The sequence below is a fragment of the Novosphingobium sp. 18050 genome (assembly GCF_902706195.1).
Classification (GTDB): domain Bacteria; phylum Pseudomonadota; class Alphaproteobacteria; order Sphingomonadales; family Sphingomonadaceae; genus Novosphingobium.
Genome location: NZ_CACSJO010000010.1, coordinates 70,314 through 88,858, shown reverse-complemented (window position 1 = coordinate 88,858; position 18,545 = coordinate 70,314). Strand labels below are relative to the sequence as shown.

At 64.4% G+C, this 18,545-nt stretch carries 18 protein-coding genes and 1 riboswitch; of the genes, 11 read left to right on the top strand and 7 right to left on the bottom strand.

Annotated elements, in window-relative coordinates; genetic code table 11:
- The first annotated feature begins 142 nt into the window (after positions 1-142).
- Positions 143-370, top strand: a complete 228-nt coding sequence (locus tag GVL61_RS11950) for a hypothetical protein (protein WP_235037651.1) — start codon at positions 143-145, stop codon at positions 368-370.
- A gap of 122 nt (positions 371-492) precedes the next feature.
- On the opposite strand, the gene GVL61_RS11945 is transcribed toward GVL61_RS11950, so the two are convergent.
- Together GVL61_RS11945 and lipB are read right to left on the bottom strand one after the other, a co-directional pair.
- A complete protein-coding gene (locus GVL61_RS11945; RefSeq protein ID WP_159980268.1) occupies positions 493-804 on the bottom strand; it encodes a hypothetical protein in 312 nt (103 codons plus the stop codon).
- A complete protein-coding gene (gene lipB / locus GVL61_RS11940) occupies positions 801-1,487 on the bottom strand; it encodes a lipoyl(octanoyl) transferase LipB (protein ID WP_159980266.1) in 687 nt (228 codons plus the stop codon). The genes GVL61_RS11945 and lipB overlap by 4 nt, the downstream gene beginning before the upstream one ends.
- Positions 1,488-1,580: 93 nt before the next feature.
- On the opposite strand from lipB, the gene GVL61_RS11935 reads away from it, so the two are divergent.
- On the top strand, positions 1,581-2,423 hold the full coding sequence (locus tag GVL61_RS11935) for a lipoyltransferase (RefSeq protein WP_159980257.1): 843 nt from the start codon (positions 1,581-1,583) through the stop codon (positions 2,421-2,423).
- Positions 2,424-2,524: 101 nt separating this feature from the next.
- Here the strand turns inward: GVL61_RS11935 and GVL61_RS11930 are convergent, their stop codons facing one another.
- A complete protein-coding gene (locus GVL61_RS11930; protein WP_159980255.1) occupies positions 2,525-3,934 on the bottom strand; it encodes an OprO/OprP family phosphate-selective porin in 1,410 nt (469 codons plus the stop codon).
- 561 nt (positions 3,935-4,495) lie between these two features.
- On the opposite strand from GVL61_RS11930, the gene GVL61_RS11925 reads away from it, so the two are divergent.
- From GVL61_RS11925 to GVL61_RS11890, 8 genes are all read left to right on the top strand, one after another.
- On the top strand, positions 4,496-5,542 hold the full coding sequence (locus tag GVL61_RS11925; protein ID WP_159980253.1) for a substrate-binding domain-containing protein: 1,047 nt from the start codon (positions 4,496-4,498) through the stop codon (positions 5,540-5,542).
- 31 nt (positions 5,543-5,573) lie between these two features.
- The gene (gene pstC / locus GVL61_RS11920) at positions 5,574-6,947 is read left to right on the top strand and encodes a phosphate ABC transporter permease subunit PstC (protein WP_159980251.1); all 1,374 of its coding nucleotides are present in this window, start codon (positions 5,574-5,576) and stop codon (positions 6,945-6,947) included.
- Positions 6,940-7,827 (top strand): phosphate ABC transporter permease PstA, encoded by an 888-nt coding sequence (gene pstA / locus GVL61_RS11915; protein WP_159980249.1) that lies wholly within the window; start codon positions 6,940-6,942, stop codon positions 7,825-7,827. Before pstC ends, pstA begins: the two co-directional genes overlap by 8 nt.
- 4 nt (positions 7,828-7,831) lie before the next feature.
- Complete coding sequence (gene pstB / locus GVL61_RS11910) at positions 7,832-8,593, top strand: phosphate ABC transporter ATP-binding protein PstB (protein ID WP_059151681.1); 762 nt, start codon at positions 7,832-7,834, stop codon at positions 8,591-8,593.
- A gap of 24 nt (positions 8,594-8,617) precedes the next feature.
- Positions 8,618-9,316 carry a phosphate signaling complex protein PhoU gene (gene phoU / locus GVL61_RS11905; protein WP_159980245.1) on the top strand — a complete coding sequence of 233 codons (699 nt, stop codon included), beginning with the start codon at positions 8,618-8,620 and terminating at the stop codon, positions 9,314-9,316.
- Positions 9,313-10,005 carry a phosphate regulon transcriptional regulator PhoB gene (phoB, locus tag GVL61_RS11900; protein ID WP_159980243.1) on the top strand — a complete coding sequence of 231 codons (693 nt, stop codon included), beginning with the start codon at positions 9,313-9,315 and terminating at the stop codon, positions 10,003-10,005. The genes phoU and phoB overlap by 4 nt, the downstream gene beginning before the upstream one ends.
- A 129-nt stretch (positions 10,006-10,134) precedes the next feature.
- A complete protein-coding gene (locus GVL61_RS11895) occupies positions 10,135-11,145 on the top strand; it encodes an LLM class flavin-dependent oxidoreductase (protein ID WP_159980241.1) in 1,011 nt (336 codons plus the stop codon).
- Between the two features lie 7 nt (positions 11,146-11,152).
- Positions 11,153-11,965, top strand: a complete 813-nt coding sequence (locus GVL61_RS11890; RefSeq protein WP_235037650.1) for an IclR family transcriptional regulator — start codon at positions 11,153-11,155, stop codon at positions 11,963-11,965.
- Here the strand turns inward: GVL61_RS11890 and GVL61_RS11885 are convergent.
- The gene (locus GVL61_RS11885) at positions 11,962-13,032 is read right to left on the bottom strand and encodes a glycosyltransferase family 1 protein (RefSeq protein WP_159980237.1); all 1,071 of its coding nucleotides are present in this window, start codon (positions 13,030-13,032) and stop codon (positions 11,962-11,964) included. The two genes, GVL61_RS11890 and GVL61_RS11885, sit on opposite strands and share 4 nt — an antisense overlap.
- On the bottom strand, positions 13,029-13,910 hold the full coding sequence (locus GVL61_RS11880) for a UDP-2,3-diacylglucosamine diphosphatase (RefSeq protein ID WP_159980235.1): 882 nt from the start codon (positions 13,908-13,910) through the stop codon (positions 13,029-13,031). The genes GVL61_RS11885 and GVL61_RS11880 overlap by 4 nt, the downstream gene beginning before the upstream one ends.
- A 223-nt stretch (positions 13,911-14,133) precedes the next feature.
- Here GVL61_RS11880 and GVL61_RS11875 point away from each other — a divergent pair, with 223 nt between their 5' ends.
- A complete protein-coding gene (locus GVL61_RS11875; protein WP_159980427.1) occupies positions 14,134-14,820 on the top strand; it encodes a response regulator transcription factor in 687 nt (228 codons plus the stop codon).
- A 42-nt stretch (positions 14,821-14,862) separates the two neighbouring features.
- Here GVL61_RS11875 and GVL61_RS11870 read toward each other — a convergent pair whose 3' ends face one another.
- Both GVL61_RS11870 and GVL61_RS11865 read right to left on the bottom strand, forming a co-directional pair.
- Entirely contained in the window at positions 14,863-15,438 is a 576-nt protein-coding gene (locus tag GVL61_RS11870) for a TMEM165/GDT1 family protein (RefSeq protein WP_159980233.1), read from the bottom strand.
- A gap of 94 nt (positions 15,439-15,532) precedes the next feature.
- A riboswitch (yybP-ykoY riboswitch) is annotated at positions 15,533-15,653 on the bottom strand.
- Between the two features lie 108 nt (positions 15,654-15,761).
- Entirely contained in the window at positions 15,762-18,476 is a 2,715-nt protein-coding gene (locus GVL61_RS11865; protein WP_159980231.1) for a TonB-dependent receptor, read from the bottom strand.
- Positions 18,477-18,545 lie beyond the last annotated feature (69 nt).

Sequence of the window (18,545 nt, the reverse complement as noted above, 5' to 3'; positions counted from 1 at the left end):
GGCGTATCAGGAGTGGGTGCGGGGCAGAACCTCGCTGGCTGGGCGAGGCGATGCCTGGATCAGCCGACCAAAAAAACAAAAAGAGGACGCCGGGCAACCGGACGGCTGAGCGATGATGGCGATGATCCTATACGGCGAGTGCGTGAGCGCCCGCGACAAGGCGCTCGTGCGCATCTGCGAATTGGCGGACGGGGGCTGTGACCTCGAGACCGATGCGCCGCAGGGCTTTTTCGATGCCGATTTTTCCTTGTGGATCGGGGCGATGGGACCTTTCGCCGCGACTGCCACGCAAAGAAACGCCCGCCGGATCGCGGTGCGATTCAAGGAGCCGCTGGACGGCAAGATTTTGCGACATTTCAACGCCCGTTAAGGCGAGTTCCCGGATTTCAGCCGTGTCGCCGGCCTTCGTCAGTTTACTGCCCACTCAGACCGGGCAAGCCGATTTACGCCCCCGACCCGCAATAGTCCGGTCAGCGAGGCGAAGCTTTACCGCTACTGCGTGCGCGGCACCGGAGCCGGATCGGCCGGGATGACAGGATCGCTGACGACATCGTCTTCGGACGCGGTCGATGCCGTTACAGCGGGCCTTGCGGTACGCGGAGCGCTGTCGTGCAGCCCGGCATCCGGGGCCGAGAGAGAGGCCTGCGAACGCACGGTGTCGTAAGGCAGCATGTCGTCGCTCGCCGAACGCGGCAGCAGGTCGCCGCCGGCGGCGGCCTTGGGCTGGTCGTCGGCGCTCTTGTTGCAGCCGCCCAGTAGCAGCGCGGCGCCGGCCGCCAGGATCATCAGGCGCGAAGCGGTCATTCTGCGATCTCCGAAGGGGGGCAGGGGCTTTCGAGTGCGGCAAGGAACGCCGGTGCGCGGGCGATCATTGCCTCGTCCCAGGCGGCGAAATCCACATCGCGGCCGAGGCGTGCGAGGCTGGTGACGCCAAATTCCTCGATACCGCAAGGCACGATGCCGGTGAAGTGCGACAGGTCGGGGCGGATGTTCACCGAAAAGCCGTGCATCGTCACCCACTTGCGGATGCGCACGCCGATTGCGCCGATCTTCGCCTCGCGGCTGTCGACATCGGTCGTCCAGATGCCGATGCGGCCTTCGGCGCGGAAGCTCTCAATTCCGAAATCGCGCAGGGTCTCGATCACCCAGCCTTCGAGGCCGTGGACGAAGCCGCGCGCGTCGCGGGCGCGTTTCCTGAGGTCGAGCAGGACGTAGCCGATGCGCTGCCCGGGGCCGTGATAGGTATAGCGTCCGCCGCGCCCGGCCTCGACCACTTCGAAACGCGGGTCGAGAAGTTCGTCCGAAGCAGCGCTGGTGCCGGCAGTATAGACCGGCGGATGTTCGAGGAGCCATACCAGCTCGCGCGCTTCGCCGGCGGCGATGGCAGCATTGCGCGCGGTCATCTCCTCAAGCGCTTCGCGATAGGGGACCGGCTCGCTGGAGATGCGCAGCTCGATATCACCCGGAAGAATTGCGGGAATCGTCATGGCGCGTTGCGTGGCGTCATTCCCTGCGGTTATCAAGTGTCTTTAGGCGAACCCGGCTCTACACTAGGGCAAAGCCTTGGTGTGGAGTGAGTGATGAAGTTCGACAGCAACCGGGCCTGGGGCGACGCCATGGCCGCCGTTCGCGCAAATCGCGAGGTGCTGCTGGCGCTGGGCGGCGTGTTCTTCCTGCTGCCCACGCTGCTTTCCACCGTATTCCTGACCGAGCTGCAGACGCAGATCATGGAAGCCATGAACAAGCCGCAGGTGATGAACCGCCTGATGAGCGACAACATGGGCATGCTCCTGGGCTTCGGCCTGGGCGGGGCGCTGGCGCAGATGATCGGCTATCTTTCGGTCACGGCGCTGATCAGCGGCCGGGGACGGCCGACGGTAGGCGAATCGATCGGAGCAGGCCTGCGCGCGCTGCCTTCGCTGTTCGCGGTCGGCGTGGTCGGAATTGTCGGCACGATGCTGGCGACAATCGTATTCTCGATGCTGCTGGTGGGACTGTTCACGCTGGTCGGCGCAGCTGGTGCGGGTTCGATCCTGGCGGTCGTTCTGGTGCTGATGGCGCTGACTTATGCGTCAGTGAAGTTCTCGCTGGTGGTGCCGGTGATCGTCAAAGAGGGAACCGGCAATCCGATCGCGGCAATGGCCCGTTCATGGCGACTGACGCGCGGCAACAGCCTGCGTCTCTTCGGCTTCTACACGTTGCTGACGGTGGCGTATTTCGCACTGGCGCTGATCTCGACCCTCATTCTGGTCGGGCCGGTGATGTTGGTGCTGGGCCAGGGCAATATCGCGGTACTGGTAATGGGTCTGGTTTCCGGTGCGATCAGCGCGGCGGCAAGTATCGTTCTCGCTGCGGTGCTGAGCCAGACGCACCGCCAGCTGGCCGGACCTTCCGCAGAGACGGTCGCGAGCACGTTCGAGTAGATTGCCTAGCAAGACTGGGAGCCAGCACCGCAGGGCAGCGTAAAACGCCCCGGGGTGCTAGCTCGCACTGACAAATGACCGGTGTAAACTTGCGCCAGCTGTCAGAAATCGAACTCGAAGCGCGTTGCGAAGACATTGGCGTCGTAGTTGCGGTTGCCTGAGGGAAGGGCGGTCGCGCCGGTGTATTGCAGCAGCGCGTAATTGACGTTGAAGCGCAGGTACTGGACCGGCGACCATACCAGCGCGGCGATATAGCCGTTCTGCGTCCCGCCCCGGATGTCGCGGTCGTTGAGATCGAGCCAGTCGTACCGCAGATTGACCTGGATCGAACCGATGCCGCCGTCCCCCAGCGGATGGGCGGGGGCATTTGTGGTGAAGATGCCGCCCTTGTACCCGCGCGTATCGCCTTCGGTCAGGAAATACCCGACCTCGCCGTAAGCGCCGTGGAAGGCGACCGAGGGCAGGTCCACGCGGTTGGCGTTGAGGGTGTAGTATTCCGCCACGCCGTGCAGGCGCCCCGAAATCGCGGCGAGTTCCGCGCCGTACATCGTCTCGTCCTCGACGTTCATCGCGGGCGTGCCGATCAGGCGGGTATTGGTGCTGTGCACGTAAGGGCGCTGGCGGTAGCGGGTGGTCGCGTCGGCCAGCCGGCCGAGGCGGCGCCAGTGGCCCGAGGCGCCCAGATGCAGCTGCACATCGCCCAGCTTCGGCGCGAAGACCAGCCTGCCGTCGACGCTGTAGCTGTTGTTCTCGTCACCGCCGTTGACGCCGTCGCTGCTGTTGGCGAGCGCGGTGATGTCATCGGTGAAGACGCCCAGCTGCGCGATCAGTGCGCCCTTGCTGTACTGCGCACCCAAGCCAAGGCGGCGCTCGAAGGCAAAAGCATCGGTGAAGGCGGCGCGTTCCATGGTGCTGCCCGAGGTGTCGCCGGTCAGTTCGTCGAGCGACCAGAAGGGGTTCTGGTTGCCCAGCTGCAACTGCCACGGACCGTCCTTGAAGGTGATGAAAGTATCGACGAGGTCGACCGCGTTGTCAGACAGTTCCAGTTCCAGCTTGTAGGACAGGTGGTTGCTGAAAGCGCCTTCGCCGCCAAAGCGGATACGGCGCATCTCGCTGCCGAAGCCCAGCCCCCTGTCGTCCAGGCCCTTGGGCGCGGAAACGTAGTTGGCGTCGGCCTGAATGCGGCCCTTGACCTTGAATGCATGGTCGCCCTGGACAATCTGCGGGCTGCCTTTCCACTGGATTTTCACTTCATCCGCCGGCTTTTTCGCCGGGACGGCGGCGGCAGCGGCAGTTCCCGTTGCTGCGAGTGCAGGTGGCTGCGCGGCGGCATCGGCCTGGGCCGTGGTCGGAGCGCCGAGACGGTTTTCCAGAGCCTCGAGGCGGGTGCGAAGCTCGCGAATCTCTGCGCGCATGGCATCGGCTTCCTGGGCATCGACGGCCTGTGCAAAAGCCGGTTGCGCGAAAGTGGTTGCCGTCATCGCAGCCGTGCCGAGTAGGAAGGTACGCATGGGAATCGCCGTCTTTCGCAAGAGTTTCGTCTTGCGAGTGGTCAATATGACCCAAAGATGACTACTAAATGACACTTCCGAGACACAATTCCCGGCTGCTCGTGCTGCTTGGTGTGGCATGCCCATTCCCCCGCCGATGTCGTTATATGCCCGGCCCCTGATACGGTCAGATATAACCTAGCATTGGCTTGGCAACATGGGCGCAAGATTACAGTGTCGCCTGCCGCCGCCCTTCACGCCCGCTAGCGGGCCAAAGCGAGGCAGGCGTGCGCCGTGGAGAGGGGCGGGTGGAAGGTCGTTCACGAGCGAGCGCGCTTGCCATGAGTCGTAGTGAGTTCTAGATCGACAACAGGCGCAAGCACCGATCAGGCGCTCCATATCCGGTCGGGCAGTCAGCGGGCAGGTCGCCGGGAACCTGTCACAATGGCTGCCAATTCGCCGGATACCGTCGTGTTGCCAAACAAAACCGGCGCTGTCCCCGGCAATGTCACTTTATCGTCATGGAAGTGTCATCGAAGGCCAATAGGGGCATCCCACAGTAGAAGCCCAAGGGGTATTCATATGCGTTCGACCAAGACCATCATCTTTGCCGCCGTTTCCGTGGCCGCGCTCAGCGCCTGCGGTGGTTCGGGCTCGTCCGGCTCCGGTGCGCGCGATTTCGTGCGCGGCGTCGGTTCCTCGACCGTGTATCCCTTCGCGACCGCCGTCGCCGAGGCCTATGCCAAGTCCAGCGGCGCCAAGTCGCCGGTGATCGAATCGACCGGAACGGGCGCGGGCATGAAGCTGTTCTGCGCCGGTGTCGGCGCCCAGCACCCTGACATCGAGGACGCCTCGCGCCGGATCAAGAAGTCCGAGTACGAGGAATGCCAGAAGAACGGCGTCAAGGAGATCGTCGAGGTCCAGGTCGGCATCGACGGTATCGCCTTCGCCGAATCGAAGAACGGTCCCGGTTTCGGCCTGACCCCGACCGACATCTACAAGGCGCTCGCCGCCAACCCGTTCGGCAAGCCCAACACCGCCAAGACCTGGAAGGACGTCAATCCTTCGCTCCCGGCCGAGCCGATCCTCGTCTACGGCCCGCCGTCAACCTCGGGCACGCGTGACGCGCTCAAGGAGCTGATCCTCGAAGCCGGTTGCAAGACCGACGCCGCCACCAAGGCGCTCAAGGACACCGACAAGGAAAAGTACGAGGCGACCTGCCACAACATCCGCGAGGACGGTCCCTATGTCGACGCCGGTGAGAACGACAACCTGATCGTCCAGAAGATCTCGCAGAACCCCAAGGCCATCGGCATCTTCGGTTTCTCGTTCCTCGAGGAGAACCCCGACAGCATCAAGGGTATCCCGATGTCGGGCATCGAGCCGACCTACAAGACGATTTCGGACTACACCTATCCGGGCGCTCGTCCGCTCTACATCTACGTCAAGAAGCAGCACCTGGCGCCCATCAAGGGCCTTCAGGGCTACGTGGCTGAATGGGTGAAGTCGTGGGGTGCTGACGGCCTTCTGAAGAAGAAGGGCATGGTCATCGCGCCGGAGGACGTTCGCACCAAGAGCGCTGATATCGTCGCCAAGATGACTCCGCTCGATCCGTCCGAGCTGAAGTAAGCCAAGATAAGAAAGGGCCGGGCGGCCAGTCATGATACTTACAGGAGTTCTCCTGGCCGTCTTCGGCCTGGGTCTGGTCGGCTGGTTTGCCGCACGAGGCCGGGCCCGGCTGCTCTACACGGGGCGGGGGTCGATGCATTCGATGCCCGCCTACCACGGCTGGCACATGGCGCTGTGGATCCTCGTTCCGGCGCTGATCGCCTGGGGCGTGTGGTCGGCGATCATGCCCGGGCTGATCGAAAGCACGGTTTTCGCCAACCCCGTTGCCGCCAGCCTGCCCACCGACCCGATGACCCTGGGCGCGGTTGTCGCCGAGGCGCATAACCTCGCATCCGACCCTTCGGCGGTTGCCTTCCACGCCGAGTCGCAGGTCCTGGTCGAGCCGATCCGCGCCGCGCAGTTCCGCTTCGGCCTGATCGGCGCGCTGCTCGTGGTGGTCGTCGCGGTCGCCGGGGGAGGCTATGGCTTCACCCGCATCCGCGCCGACTTCCGGGCCCGTACTCAGGTGGAGCGTGCCGTGATGGCGCTGCTGCTGGCCGCTTCGCTGATGGCGGTGCTGACCACCTTCGGCATCGTCGGGTCGCTGGTGTTCGAGGCCGGACTGTTCTTCAAGGACGTCTCGCCGATCGCCTTCCTCACCGGCACCCACTGGTCGCCGGCGAGCACGATGGGCGCCAACATCAACGACAACTTCGGCGCCGTGCCGCTGTTCTGGGGCACGATCTACATCGGCGCGATCATCGCGATGATCGTCGCGATCCCGCTTGGCCTGATGAGCGCGATCTACCTGACGCAGTATGCCACGAGCAACGTCCGCAAGTGGCTCAAGCCGATGCTCGAAATTCTCGCGGGCATCCCCACGGTGGTCTACGGCTACTTCGCCGCGCTGACCGTGGCGCCGATGATCCGCGATTTCGCCGCCTCGATCGGCATGCAGAACCCCTCGACCGAGAGCGCGCTTGCCGCCGGTCTCGTCATGGGCGTGATGATCATCCCCTTCGTCTCTTCGATGGCCGACGATGCGCTCGCCGCCGTGCCGCGTGCGATGAGCGACGGTTCGCTGGCGCTGGGGTCTACCAAGTCGGAGACGATCAAGAAGGTGCTGCTTCCCGCCGCACTGCCCGGCATCGTTGCAGGCGTGATGCTGGCGATCAGCCGCGCCATTGGCGAGACGATGATCGTCGTCATGGCTGCGGGTGCCGCCGCGCGCCTCTCCGCAAACCCGTTCGAGACGATGACCACCGTCACCTACCAGATCGTCCAGATGCTGACCGGCGACCAGGAGTTCAACAGCCCCAAGACGCTGTCGGCCTTCGCGCTGGGACTCGTGCTGTTCGTCGTCACCCTCATTCTCAACATCGTCGCCCTGCGCGTCGTGAAGCGGTTCCGCGAAGCCTATGAGTAAATCAGACTGGAATTCGCCCGAGGCGTTGCGGCGCATCGCGCGGCGCAACGCCTCCGAGCGCCGCTTCAAGATGATCGGCCTGGGCGCAATCGTCCTCAGCCTTTCGTTCCTCGCATTGCTGCTGGTCATCATGCTCAAGAACGGCGTGACCGGCCTCGACTGGAGCTTCCTGTCGGGTTCGGACTCGACCGATGCCACCGTCGCCGGTGTCTGGGGTGCGACCAAGGGCTCGCTGCTGACGATGGCCGTCACGCTGCTGCTCTCGTTCCCGATGGGCGTGCTGGCCGCGATCTACCTTGAGGAATTCGCGCCGAGGAAGCGCTGGATCGAATGGATCGAGGTCTCAATCAACAACCTCGCTGCGGTGCCTTCGATCATTTTCGGTCTGCTGGGCCTGGCGGTGTTCATCAACACGATGGGCATGCCGCGCTCGTCGCCGCTGGTCGGCGGTCTGACCCTGGCGCTGATGACCATGCCGGTGATCGTGATCTCTGGGCGCAATGCCATCAAGGCGGTGCCGCCTTCGATCCGCGAAGCTGCTTACGGCATCGGCGCGAGCAAGGTGCAGACCACGTTCCACCACGTCCTGCCGCTGGCTCTGCCGGGTATCCTTACGGGCACCATCATTGGCATGGCCCGCGCGCTGGGTGAAACCGCGCCGCTGCTGATGATCGGCATGCGCGCCTTCGTCGCCACTCCGCCCGACGGCCTGACTTCGCCGTCCAGCGTGCTGCCGATGCAGATTTTCCTGTGGTCTGACGAAATCGACAAGGGTTTCGTTCAGAACACTTCCGCCGCCATCATCGTGCTGCTGGTCTTCCTGCTCGCCATGAATGGTATTGCGATCTATCTTCGCAACAAGTTCGAAGTCCGCTGGTAGGGACATGACAGACACAAAGCTCACAGCCCGCAACGTCGACGTCTTCTACGGACAGAAGAAGGCGATCAACGACGTCTCCATCGACATCGACAACGGTATCGTCACTGCTTTCATCGGGCCTTCGGGCTGCGGCAAGTCGACGTTCCTGCGTACCCTCAACCGTATGAACGACACCATCGCCGGCGCCCGCGTCGACGGTGAGATCCTGCTCGACGGCGAGAATATCTATGCCGCCAGCATGGATCCGGTCGCCCTTCGCGCCCGTGTCGGCATGGTCTTCCAGAAGCCGAACCCGTTCCCGAAGTCGATCTTCGAGAATGTCGCCTATGGTCCGCGCATCCATGGCCTGGGTTCGTCAAAGGCGGACATGGAACAGATCGTCGAGCGCGCGCTGACCAAGGCCGGACTGTGGGAGGAGGTCAAGGACCGCCTGACCGACGCCGGCACCGCGCTTTCGGGCGGGCAGCAGCAGCGCCTGTGCATTGCACGCGCCATTGCGGTCAGCCCCGAGGTGATCCTGATGGACGAGCCGTGCTCCGCGCTCGACCCCATCGCCACCGCGCGCATCGAGGAACTGATCGACGAACTGAAGGAAAGCTTCGCCATCGTCATCGTCACCCACTCGATGCAGCAGGCCGCACGCGTTTCGCAGCGCACCGCCTTCTTCCATCTGGGCAGTCTCGTCGAATATGGCGAGACCGACCAGATCTTCACCAATCCGCGCGAAGTGCGCACCAAGGACTACATCACCGGCCGTTATGGCTGAGTGATGCTCTGACAGGAAAACGCCATGGTCGATCATACCGTCAAGGCCTTCGATAGCGAGATCGGCCAGCTTCGTGGCCTTGTCGCCGAGATGGGCGGGCTTGCCGAAGTCGCGATCCGCGATGCCATCACCGCGCTCGTCCAGCATGACGAGGAGCTTGCCGCGCAGGTCGTCGCCGCCGATGCCCGGCTCGATGCGCTGGAAGCCGAAGTGGACCGCCTGGCGGTACGCACCATCGCGCTGCGTGCGCCGATGGCCGACGATCTGCGCGATGTCATCGCCGCGCTGAAAATCTCCGGCGTCATCGAGCGCATCGGTGACTACGCCAAGAACATCGCAAAGCGCGTCAATGCCCTGGAAGGCCGCACCAAGATCGATCCGGTGACCCTCGTGCCCACTATGGCCGAGATCGCCGAGAGCATGGTGCGCGATGTCCTCAACGCCTACGGTTCGCGCGATGCGGCGCTGGCGGTTGAAGTCATCCGCCGCGACCAGAAGCTGGACCAGTTCTACAACACGCTGTTCCGCTCGCTGCTGACCCACATGATGGAAAACCCGGCGACGATCACCAGCGCGGCGCAGCTGCTGTTCATCGCCCGCAACCTGGAACGCATCGGCGACCACGCCACCAATGTGGCCGAGATGGTCTACTACGCCGCCACCGGCGAGTATTGCACCGAGCGCGATTCGCTGACCGACGATACCTCGGGCATGATGGCATGAGCGCGACCGCTTCCGTTCTCGTCGTCGAGGACGATGTCGCCCTGTGCGAACTCCTCACCTGGAACCTGAGCGCCGAAGGGTACGACGTGCGCTCTACCGGCGACGGTGAAGAGGCGCTGGTCATGGTGCGCGAACAGGTGCCCGACGCCATCGTACTCGACTGGATGATCGAGCAGGTGCCCGGCATCGAGGTCTGCCGCCAGCTGCGCAAGGACAAGGAAACCGCGCAGATCCCGATCATCATGGTCACCGCGCGCGGCGAGGAAGAGGACATGATCCGCGGCCTCAAGACCGGGGCGGACGATTATGTCACCAAGCCGTTTTCCCCGCGGGAGCTGATGGCCCGGATCGAGGCACTGCTGCGCCGCGCACGTCCGTCGCTGTCGGGCAGCGTGTTGTCGTGGGGCGATATCGAGCTTGACGCAACCAGCCACCGCGTCCGCCGCGCCGGCGAAGCGCTGCACCTGGGACCGACCGAATTTCGCCTGCTGCGCTACTTCATGGAACGCCCGAACCGGGTGGTTTCGCGCCAGCAGATACTCGACGGCGTGTGGGGCATGGACTCCGACATCGACGAGCGTACCGTGGACGTTCACATCCGCCGCCTGCGCAAGGCCATCAACCGCGACGGCGACACGGACCCGATCCGCACAGTGCGCGCCGCCGGATACGCGATGGACGTGGCGTAATTTCCATTCCTCCCCGGCCTTGCTCGGGGAGGAATGATCACTCATCGCCCCCGCGCCTTGCCGCAACGTTGGCTGCGCCTAAACCTTTCGCCCGAGGAACTTGGACCAAGGGCTTGGGAAAGGGCGCGCATGACCGGCAAGATGAGCTTCGGCTACCTTTACGACTTCCGTAACCCGGCCCCATGGCACCGCGACCCCGAGGCGCTCTACGCCGAGACGCTCGACGTCATCGCCGAAACCGAGGCACTGGGCTTCGAGGGCGCATGGGTGCCCGAACACCACCTGGCCGATGACGGCTACATGCCCTCGCCGTTGGTAACGCTGGCCGCCGTGGCCGCGCGCACCCGCCGCATGAAGCTGGGCACCGGCATTGCGCTTGGCCCCCTTTACGAACCGCTGCGCTTTGCCGAAGACTGCGCGGTACTCGACATCCTCTCGGGCGGACGGCTCCAACTGGGCCTCGCGATCGGCTACCGCGCCCGCGAATATGCCGCTCACGGGCTGGACTTCACCAAACGCGGCGCCCGCTTCGATGAATTCCTCCACCTCGTGCGCCGCCTGTGGGACGGCGAGACGGTGGATTTCGAAGGCCGGTTCTTTACCCTCAAGGGCGCGCAGGTCCGCCCACTCTCCAGCCGGGGCCAGATTCCGCTCTACATCGGCGGCTTCGCGCCCAAGGCGATGGAACGCGTCGCGAAATACGGCGACGGTTACTTCGGCAACACCGAAATCTGGCCGCTCTACCGCCAGAAGCTTGAGGCTGAGGGCAAGGACCCGAGCCGTGCGAAAATCTGGATTCAGGGGCTGATGCTGGTCGTCGCGCAGGATAAGGCGGCGGCTATGGAGGAGCTTGCGCCCTACTTCCTCCACGTCAACAACAGCTACGGTGCGTGGATGAACGAGGATCAGGCGATCGGCCTCGAAGGTGCAACCCTGAAACCCATGGACCTCGATGCCTTCAAGGCCAGCGGCATCCTCCAGATACTTACGCCGGAGGAGGCCATCGCTCACTTGCGCGGTCTGCAGGAAAAAGCGCCGGTGGAGCATTTCACCATGATGATGCCGCCCGGGCTTCCGGCGGAGCGCTTCCTCGCATATGCGGGAACCTTCGCCGGGCAGGTTTTGCCGGCATTTCAGTGAGGGCAGGTTGAGCGCGGAAGACCAGAACGCGGACGCAGAGAAGGGGGAGGACCGCCGCGGCGGATCGCCCCAGTCGGTCACGCGGGTCATCCGCTTGCTGGAGGCGCTTTGCGCCAGTAGCGAGGCGGTCTCGCTCGCCGACCTCAGCCGCCGCCTCGCGACGCCCAAGAGCAGCCTGGCGGCCCTGCTGCGCGGCCTTGCGGATGAGGATTTCGTCACTTCGGCCGAAGGCGCCTGGCGTCTGGGGCCCGGTGCCTTCGGTTTGGGCAGCGCTTTGACCGAAGCACGGCGGCGCTTCCAAAGTTCCGACCTCGTGCGCGAAGGCATGCGCCGCCTGTGCGAGCGCAGCGGCGAAACGGTGCTGCTGGCGGTGGGCGATCAGGATGGAGATCAGGTGACCTATGTGGACCTCGTCGAGAGCCGCAATGTCGTACGCTATTCCGTCTCGATCGGTGACCGGCGCCCGTTCTACGCGACGGCGGGCGGACGAGCGCTGCTGTCGACCTGTTCGCCGACTGCGGTGGATGCCTATCTCAAGCGGGCGGTGCCGAGCCGCCTCGCGCCGGGCACCGTGACCGATCGTGCCGAATTGGCGAAGATCGTCGATCAGGCACGCGAAAGGGGCTATGCGCAGACTGTCGACCAGGCGGCCGAGGGCGTAACCGGCTCGGCCAGCGTGATCCGCGATGCCTCCGCCCGCGTCGTCGGGGCGCTGGTCATCGCAGCGCCCAGCGGCCGCGCACAAGGCCGGCTGGACGAACTGGGGAGGCTGGTGCAGGAAGAAGCCGCCGCGATCTCGCGTAGCCTCGGTTTTCGTTAGGCCGCGGAGAGCAATCCGCGTTCGGCGTGTTGCAGTGCGCCTTCGATGGCAGCCAGGAACTGGTCGGTTGCGCGTTCCCACGAATAGAGGTTGCCTAGTGCGGCCGCGTCATTGCGCTCTGCCGTGAGGGCGCCTTCGATGGCGCGCGCCAGCGAGGTGTCGAGCGCACCGGCTGCCCAGCCGACGCGGTGATCGACGCCGCGTCCATCGGGGCCGAGGATATCGATCGGGCCGGTGACGGGGAAGGCTGCGACCGGCGTGCCGCAGGCCAGCGCCTCGATGATGACGAGGCCGAAGGTGTCGGTCAGGCTCGGGAATACGAAGCAGTCGGCGGCGCGGTAGGCGCTGGCAAGTTCCTGCCCGGAAAGAGCACCGAGGAACAGCACTTGCGGATAGCGGCGCCGCAGCGTGTCCAGCGCAGGGCCGTCACCGACGACGACCTTGCTGCCGGGCATGTCGAGATTGAGGAAAGTTTCGAGGTTCTTTTCCGGCGCGACGCGGCCGACGTTGAGCAGGACCGGACCGGGCAGGGCGGCCATTGCCGGATGGCTCGGGCCGTCGGGACGGAACTGGGCATGGTCGATGCCTCGGCTCCAGGCCCGCGTCGGGCCGATGCCGCGCTCCGCCAGTTCTATGGCAAGGCTGCGGGTGGAGACCATCACCGCCTGGCTTTCGGCATGGAAGCGCTGGAGGATCGGCCAGAAGTATTCCGCCGAAAGCCCGGTGCGCACAGCGGCATATTCGGGAAAACGGGTGTGGAACGCCGAAGTGAACGGCACGCCGCGCGACAGGCACCAACCGCGCGCGGCCCAGCCGATCGGGCCTTCGGTGGCGATATGGACGATGTCCGGCGCCGCCTTGTCGAGCATCCGGCGCACCCCGAAGCGGGGCGCCATCGCCAGCCGGATAGAGGCATAACCGGGCATCGGCAGGGTCAGGAAGCGGTCGGGCGTAACGGTCTCGACCTGATGCCCGCGCCGGGTCAGGTGATCGACGGTGGAGGTCAGCGAGCGGACGACGCCGTTGACTTGCGGCAACCAGGCGTCGGTTGCCAGCGCCAGCTTCACGCTGACGCCTCCGCGAGGACGCCCGATGTCACGGTATGCCCGCCGGTTTCGGCGATCCAGTCGATGATCGCGAGGTGCCCGGTGAGGTCTTCCGCCAAAGCTGTGCAGCTTTCGACCCAGTCGCCGTCGTTGTAGTAGGTGATGCCGCCGAATTCGCGGATTTCGGCGCAGTGGATGTGGCCGCAGACAACACCGTCGAAGCCGCGGCTGATTGCCTCGTTAGCGACCGCTTCCTCGTAGCTGCCGATGTACTGGACGGCGTTCTTGACCTTTTTCTTCATGTAGGCGGAAAGCGACCAGTACGGCATCTTGAGGCGGCGGCGTACTGCGTTGAAGGCGATGTTGGCGCGCAGCAAGAGGCCGTAAGCCTTGTCGCCCAGGAAGGCGAGCCAGCGGGCGTAGAGCACCACGCCGTCGAAAGCATCGCCGTGCGTCACCAGCAGGCGGCGGCCGTCAAGCGTGGTGTGGACGGCTTCCAGGGCCAGTTCGACACCGCCGAAGCTGAGTCCGGCGTAATCGCGCAGCATTTCGTCGTGATTGCCGGCGATGAATATCACTCGGGTGCCGCGGTGCGCCATCTTGAGGATGCGGCGCACCACTTCGTTGTGGGCGTCGGGCCAGTACCAGCCCTTGCGCAGGCGCCAGCCGTCGACGATGTCGCCGACGAGGTAGAGCGTCTCGCACTCGACCGCGCTCAGGAAGTCCACCAGCATGGCGGCGTTGCAGCCGCGCGTGCCCAGGTGGATGTCCGAAATCCAGATCGTGCGGTATTTGCGTTTTGGGCGGAAGCCCTTGGGCTCGGGGATGTCGAGCCAGGCCGGAATGCCACTCCGACGTTCGGCGTCACGTGCGAGAAGGGTGTCTACATTGTCGCGCATTGTCAGTCGTCCCCGGCTGTCTGCTGAGGTTCCATTGCCATCAAGGCGTTGCGCGGGCGTGACGGTTGCGGGTCAGTTCAATGACATGGGAAGGCCTGTCTTTCGGGTTTCACGGCCATGTCACCGATATGTCACCCGTTCGTCACACTGGGGATGCAAAAGCCCGGCCGTGCGACGCCCCACAAGGGGGCAGGGCGCCGGACAGAGGGCGGTCAACGGGGCGATGCGGCGGATCGACATATTGCTGGCGAGCGAACTCTCGGGAGGAGCAGCAGGGGCGCTTGCGCCTTTCCGGCACGACCAGTTCGACGTGGTGCTCCACCGCTGGACCGACTTTTCCGAGCTGCCCCTGATCGAGGGCGCGCTGTGGATATTCATCGACTGGGTACTGCCCGAGATGTCAGGCCTGGAACTGTGCCGGCGTCTGCGCGCCGATGCGCTGACGGCGCATGCGCACGTCACCATGGTTCTGGAGGAAGACAACCAGGATGACCGCAAGCGCGCGCTGCGCATGGGGTCCGACGACTATATGGTGGGGCCGCTGTCGCGCACCGCGCTGCTGGACCGTGTGCTGGGCGCGAACCTTGGCGAACAGGACAGCGCGGGCATCCGCGTTGTCACGCAGGGCGACCTGATGGTGGACGTGGCGGCCTTTCAGGCACGCTTCCAGGGCAAGCCGATTCTGCTGATGCCCAACGAACTGCGCCTGCTGCGGTATTTCATCGAGCATCCGGGACGCGTATTCAGCCGCGGCCAGCTGATTTCCGCGCTGGGCAAGCAGGAGCCGCCGGTGGATGAGCGCACGGTCGACGTGTGGATCGGCCGCCTGCGCCGCGCGCTCAAGGGCGTAGGGGCAGGAAACCCGCTGCGCACCGTGCGTTCGCTGGGGTATGTCTTCGATACAGTGTGATATCGCGCCGCCCCGGGGGATCCCGGGACGGCGCGGTGATCGTCAGCCCAGTAGGCCGGATGTCTGCGCCAGCAGCCACATGCCGATCACCAGGAACAGCAGCGCCGCGACCGTGCGCACGACGCCCAGCGGCACCCGCTTGATAAGCTCGTTGCCCAGGAACACCGCAGGCACGTTGGCGATCATCATGCCGATGGTCGTGCCGATCATCACCGGCACCACGCTCTGGAAGCGGGCGCCCAGCGCGATGGTGGCGATCTGCGTCTTGTCACCCATCTCGACCAGGAAGAAGGCGATTGCGGTCGCCACGAACGGGCCGAAGCGGCTCGGCTTGGCCTCTTCATCTTCGTCGAACTTGTCGGGGATCAGGGTCCAGGCGGCCATCAGGATGAAGCTGGCAGCGACGAGGTAACGGAACCACAGGCCATCGAGGAATGAGGCCGCCTGTTCGCCCACGAGGGCGGCGAGGAAGTGGTTGGCGATGGTCGCGACGAAGATGCCGCCCACGATCGGCCACGGCTTTTTGAAACGTGTCGCCAGGACGATGGCGAGCAGCTGGGTCTTGTCGCCGATTTCGGCGAGCGCAACGACCGCTGTGGAGGTAAGCAGGGCTTCCAAGGCAAGGTACTCCGGGCCGGGCGTAGACAAGGCACAACGACGCATACGGAACCCGCCCGGCCGAGCGGAACCGCAAGCGTCATTGGTCTCGCCCGGACGGATGGACCGTCCTCCTGCGCGCCATGGCCTCTCGGCCAAGTATGTTGACGGCAGGTCCCGCGCGAAGCCTTTGCAGGCCGGGAAACGCGGGCGGCTACTCCCCAGATGACTCGCGCTCCTTACGCGCGCCGCGCAGCCTTGGGAAGCGCAAAAAAAGGCCCGGGTGCATCGCTGCACCCGGGCCATCCAGTTTGCAGGGGAGGGCAGGTCCCTCCCTTTAAAAATCAGAAGTTCAGCTGCGCCGAGAAGGCAATGACACGGCCGACGTCGTAGGTGTTGAACTCGACGGTATTGGCGCCACTGGTCTGGTACTCGCGGTGGCGGGTGCCCAGGAGGTTGCGTGCCTCGAACTTGAGTTCGACGTCCTGGCCGAGGAAGTCGGCACCTTCGCGCATCACGAAGTCGAGCTGGACGCCCGGCTTCTCGATGACGTCGGGCTGGCGGACCGACCCGTTGAGGCCACGGCTGACAACGCGTTTGCTGGCAAAGCTGACCAGCAGCGTCTGCTGAGAAAGGCGCTCGGTATTTTCGAGGCCGATCTGCAGGTTCAGCAAGTGGTCGGACTGACCCGTAAGAGGGGAGCCATCGAGGAAGTAGTCCGTGGCGATACCGAATGACGCGCCGTAGACCGAGACAGTGTCGTCCGCCGCAACCTTGAGGTTGGACTTGGTATAAGTATAGTTCGCCATGACGAGCGCGCGGCGGTCGGTCAGCCAGCCACCTGCAGACGACAGGTCGAAAAACTTGGTAGCTTCGAATTCCACACCGTAGAGCCGGGCTTCAGGCGCATTGGCGTAGCTGGTGACCAGGGCGTCGGAGAGTACCGTGATGTAGGACTCGATGGGCTTGTCGAGCTTCTTGTAGAAGCCCGCGATCGACACGCGCTGTTCTGGAGCAAAATAGTATTCGAGGCGCGCCTCAGCATTGTAGAGCTGGCTGTCGGTCAGTAGCGGGTTGCCCAGGTACTGGCGGTTGCTCTCGGGATCGAAGAACGGCTGGTAGATCAACTCGCGGAATTGCGGGCGAGCAATCGTCTTGGATGCACTGAGGCGTGCCTGAAGTTCAGGCTGGATCTGCCAAGTCAGCGTGGCGCCGGGCAGCCAGTATTCCTTGTTCAGCGCGGGCGTCGGCGTGTAGTTCGGCGGCGTGGCGAACACCTGCAGAGCGGTCACTTCCTGCCTCGCCTTCTCGAAGCGGACGCCGGCATCGAGGCTCAGGTCATCGGTGAACTGCACGTTGGCCTTGGCGTAACCCGCCCAGTTGCGCAGCTTGCCGCGGAAGGCCGGAGTTGCCTCGTCGGGTTCGATAAGGTCGATGCCGCCTACGGTGGTGTTACCATTGACAGTGCCATTGATGAGACCCGGCGACAGCAGCAGATCCGGCCGCAAGACGGCAGCTTCGGTAGGGAAGGTGCTGGACGCGCGGAACACGAACTGGCGGCGCGAACTGACGCGGTTGGTATCACTGAAGGCGCCGCCTACCGTCGCCGTGATCGCAGGATTGAACCTGTAGCTGACATCGAGTCCGGCCGACCACAGATCTTCGTTGAGGTCGGAGAAGGTAACGTCTGCATCGCCCACGTTGCCGTTCAGGCGATTGACGAAGAGGTCGCCATAAGGATCGCCGGGATTGTTGGTGCGGGCATATTCGATGGTGGTTTCGTAGGGCGCTTCTCGCTGCGAGTTGGCGTAACCGCCGCGCACTTCAACCGACAGATCCTTGGCAGGCTTGAACTCGCCGACGAACTGGGTGTCCATCAACTGGCGCTCGTACCAGCCGGTATTCTGCTGCATGTACGTGAAGCCGTTCTGCGCACGCCCGCCGACGCCCAGACGCCCCTGCTTGATGGTGTCGCGGATGTAGAGATTGGTCCAGCGGATCTTGTTTTCGCCGAATTCCAGACCAAGCCCGATCAGGCCGTTGGCGACGATGCGATTTTCCGTGGTAACACGGTTGAAATCGGTCTGCAGCGTGGACAGGTCGCCGCTGAACGAGGTTTGCTGGAGCGCCTGGCGGTTGAGCCATTTGTTGCTGAAGCCAGCTGCGGCAATGAGGCCGAGATCGGCGCCGCCGAGATCGAACGCGGTGCCTCCGGTGATCGATGCCGAGAAGTTCACCGGCAGATCGCCGACCTTCTGCAACGTGGCGCGACTGAAGCGTACCAGTTCGGAGCCGATGGCGCGGGTGTTGACGGTCCCCGAGTTCATCGAGGCGCCGCTGTCGAAGAAAGACTGCAGCGCGGGTGGCACATCACGGCTGCCGTTGTCGAAGCCGGTCCAGTCGCTCTTGGCGCCGAAGTAGCTGTAGCCGAATTCGCCGGTCGTTTCGGAATCGACCTGGAAACCGCCGCCGACGGTGAGGAACGATTCCGTGGGCACGGCCTTGGTCGTCAGGTTGATGACGCCGCCGCCGAATTCGCCCGGGAAGTTGGCCGAGTAGCTCTTCTGGACCAGCGAGGAGGCGATTACGCCACTCGGGAAGATGTCGAGAGGGACGACGCGGCGTAGCGGCTCAGGGCTGGGTAGCGGCGAGCCGTTGAGCAGCGCCAGCGAGTAGCGATCGCCCAGACCGCGTACGTAGACATAGCCGGAACCCACGACGCTGAGGCCGGAAAGGCGTCCGAGAGCGCCGGCGATGTTACCGTCGCCGGTGCGGGCGATTTCTTCGGTGGTCAGGATCGAAACGACCTGGTTCGAAGACCTGATGACGTTGCGGTTACGCGAGCCGGTGACGACGATTTCGCCGCCGCCGCCCGGCACCGAGATATCGACCTGTCCATCGTCCTGCGCAGCGTCGGCTGGCGCGGATACGGCGGAAGGGCTTTCGGCCCCGGTGCCGGTGGATGAGGGCGCAGGATCGATCTGCGCGAAAGCCATGGTTGGCGAGACGAGTGCCGACGTGATCAAAAGACCGCCAACGAGCCGCGACGTCAAAGACATCGGAATTCCCCCTAGTTCCAAATGCAAGGACGGGGGCAGCCATTGCGACTGCCCCCGCGTATTAGTCAG

What these genes read in the sequence shown, in the direction of transcription:
- GVL61_RS11945 (WP_159980268.1), bottom strand. Translation starts at nt 804, where the DNA reads ATGACCGCTTCGCGCCTGATGATCCTGGCGGCCGGCGCCGCGCTGCTA.
- lipB (WP_159980266.1), bottom strand. Translation starts at nt 1,487, where the DNA reads ATGACGATTCCCGCAATTCTTCCGGGTGATATCGAGCTGCGCATCTCC.
- GVL61_RS11935 (WP_159980257.1), top strand. Translation starts at nt 1,581, where the DNA reads ATGAAGTTCGACAGCAACCGGGCCTGGGGCGACGCCATGGCCGCCGTT.
- GVL61_RS11930 (WP_159980255.1), bottom strand. Translation starts at nt 3,934, where the DNA reads ATGCGTACCTTCCTACTCGGCACGGCTGCGATGACGGCAACCACTTTC.
- GVL61_RS11925 (WP_159980253.1), top strand. Translation starts at nt 4,496, where the DNA reads ATGCGTTCGACCAAGACCATCATCTTTGCCGCCGTTTCCGTGGCCGCG.
- pstC (WP_159980251.1), top strand. Translation starts at nt 5,574, where the DNA reads ATGATACTTACAGGAGTTCTCCTGGCCGTCTTCGGCCTGGGTCTGGTC.
- pstA (WP_159980249.1), top strand. Translation starts at nt 6,940, where the DNA reads ATGAGTAAATCAGACTGGAATTCGCCCGAGGCGTTGCGGCGCATCGCG.
- pstB (WP_059151681.1), top strand. Translation starts at nt 7,832, where the DNA reads ATGACAGACACAAAGCTCACAGCCCGCAACGTCGACGTCTTCTACGGA.
- phoU (WP_159980245.1), top strand. Translation starts at nt 8,618, where the DNA reads ATGGTCGATCATACCGTCAAGGCCTTCGATAGCGAGATCGGCCAGCTT.
- phoB (WP_159980243.1), top strand. Translation starts at nt 9,313, where the DNA reads ATGAGCGCGACCGCTTCCGTTCTCGTCGTCGAGGACGATGTCGCCCTG.
- GVL61_RS11895 (WP_159980241.1), top strand. Translation starts at nt 10,135, where the DNA reads ATGACCGGCAAGATGAGCTTCGGCTACCTTTACGACTTCCGTAACCCG.
- GVL61_RS11880 (WP_159980235.1), bottom strand. Translation starts at nt 13,910, where the DNA reads ATGCGCGACAATGTAGACACCCTTCTCGCACGTGACGCCGAACGTCGG.
- GVL61_RS11875 (WP_159980427.1), top strand. Translation starts at nt 14,134, where the DNA reads ATGCGGCGGATCGACATATTGCTGGCGAGCGAACTCTCGGGAGGAGCA.
- GVL61_RS11865 (WP_159980231.1), bottom strand. Translation starts at nt 18,476, where the DNA reads ATGTCTTTGACGTCGCGGCTCGTTGGCGGTCTTTTGATCACGTCGGCA.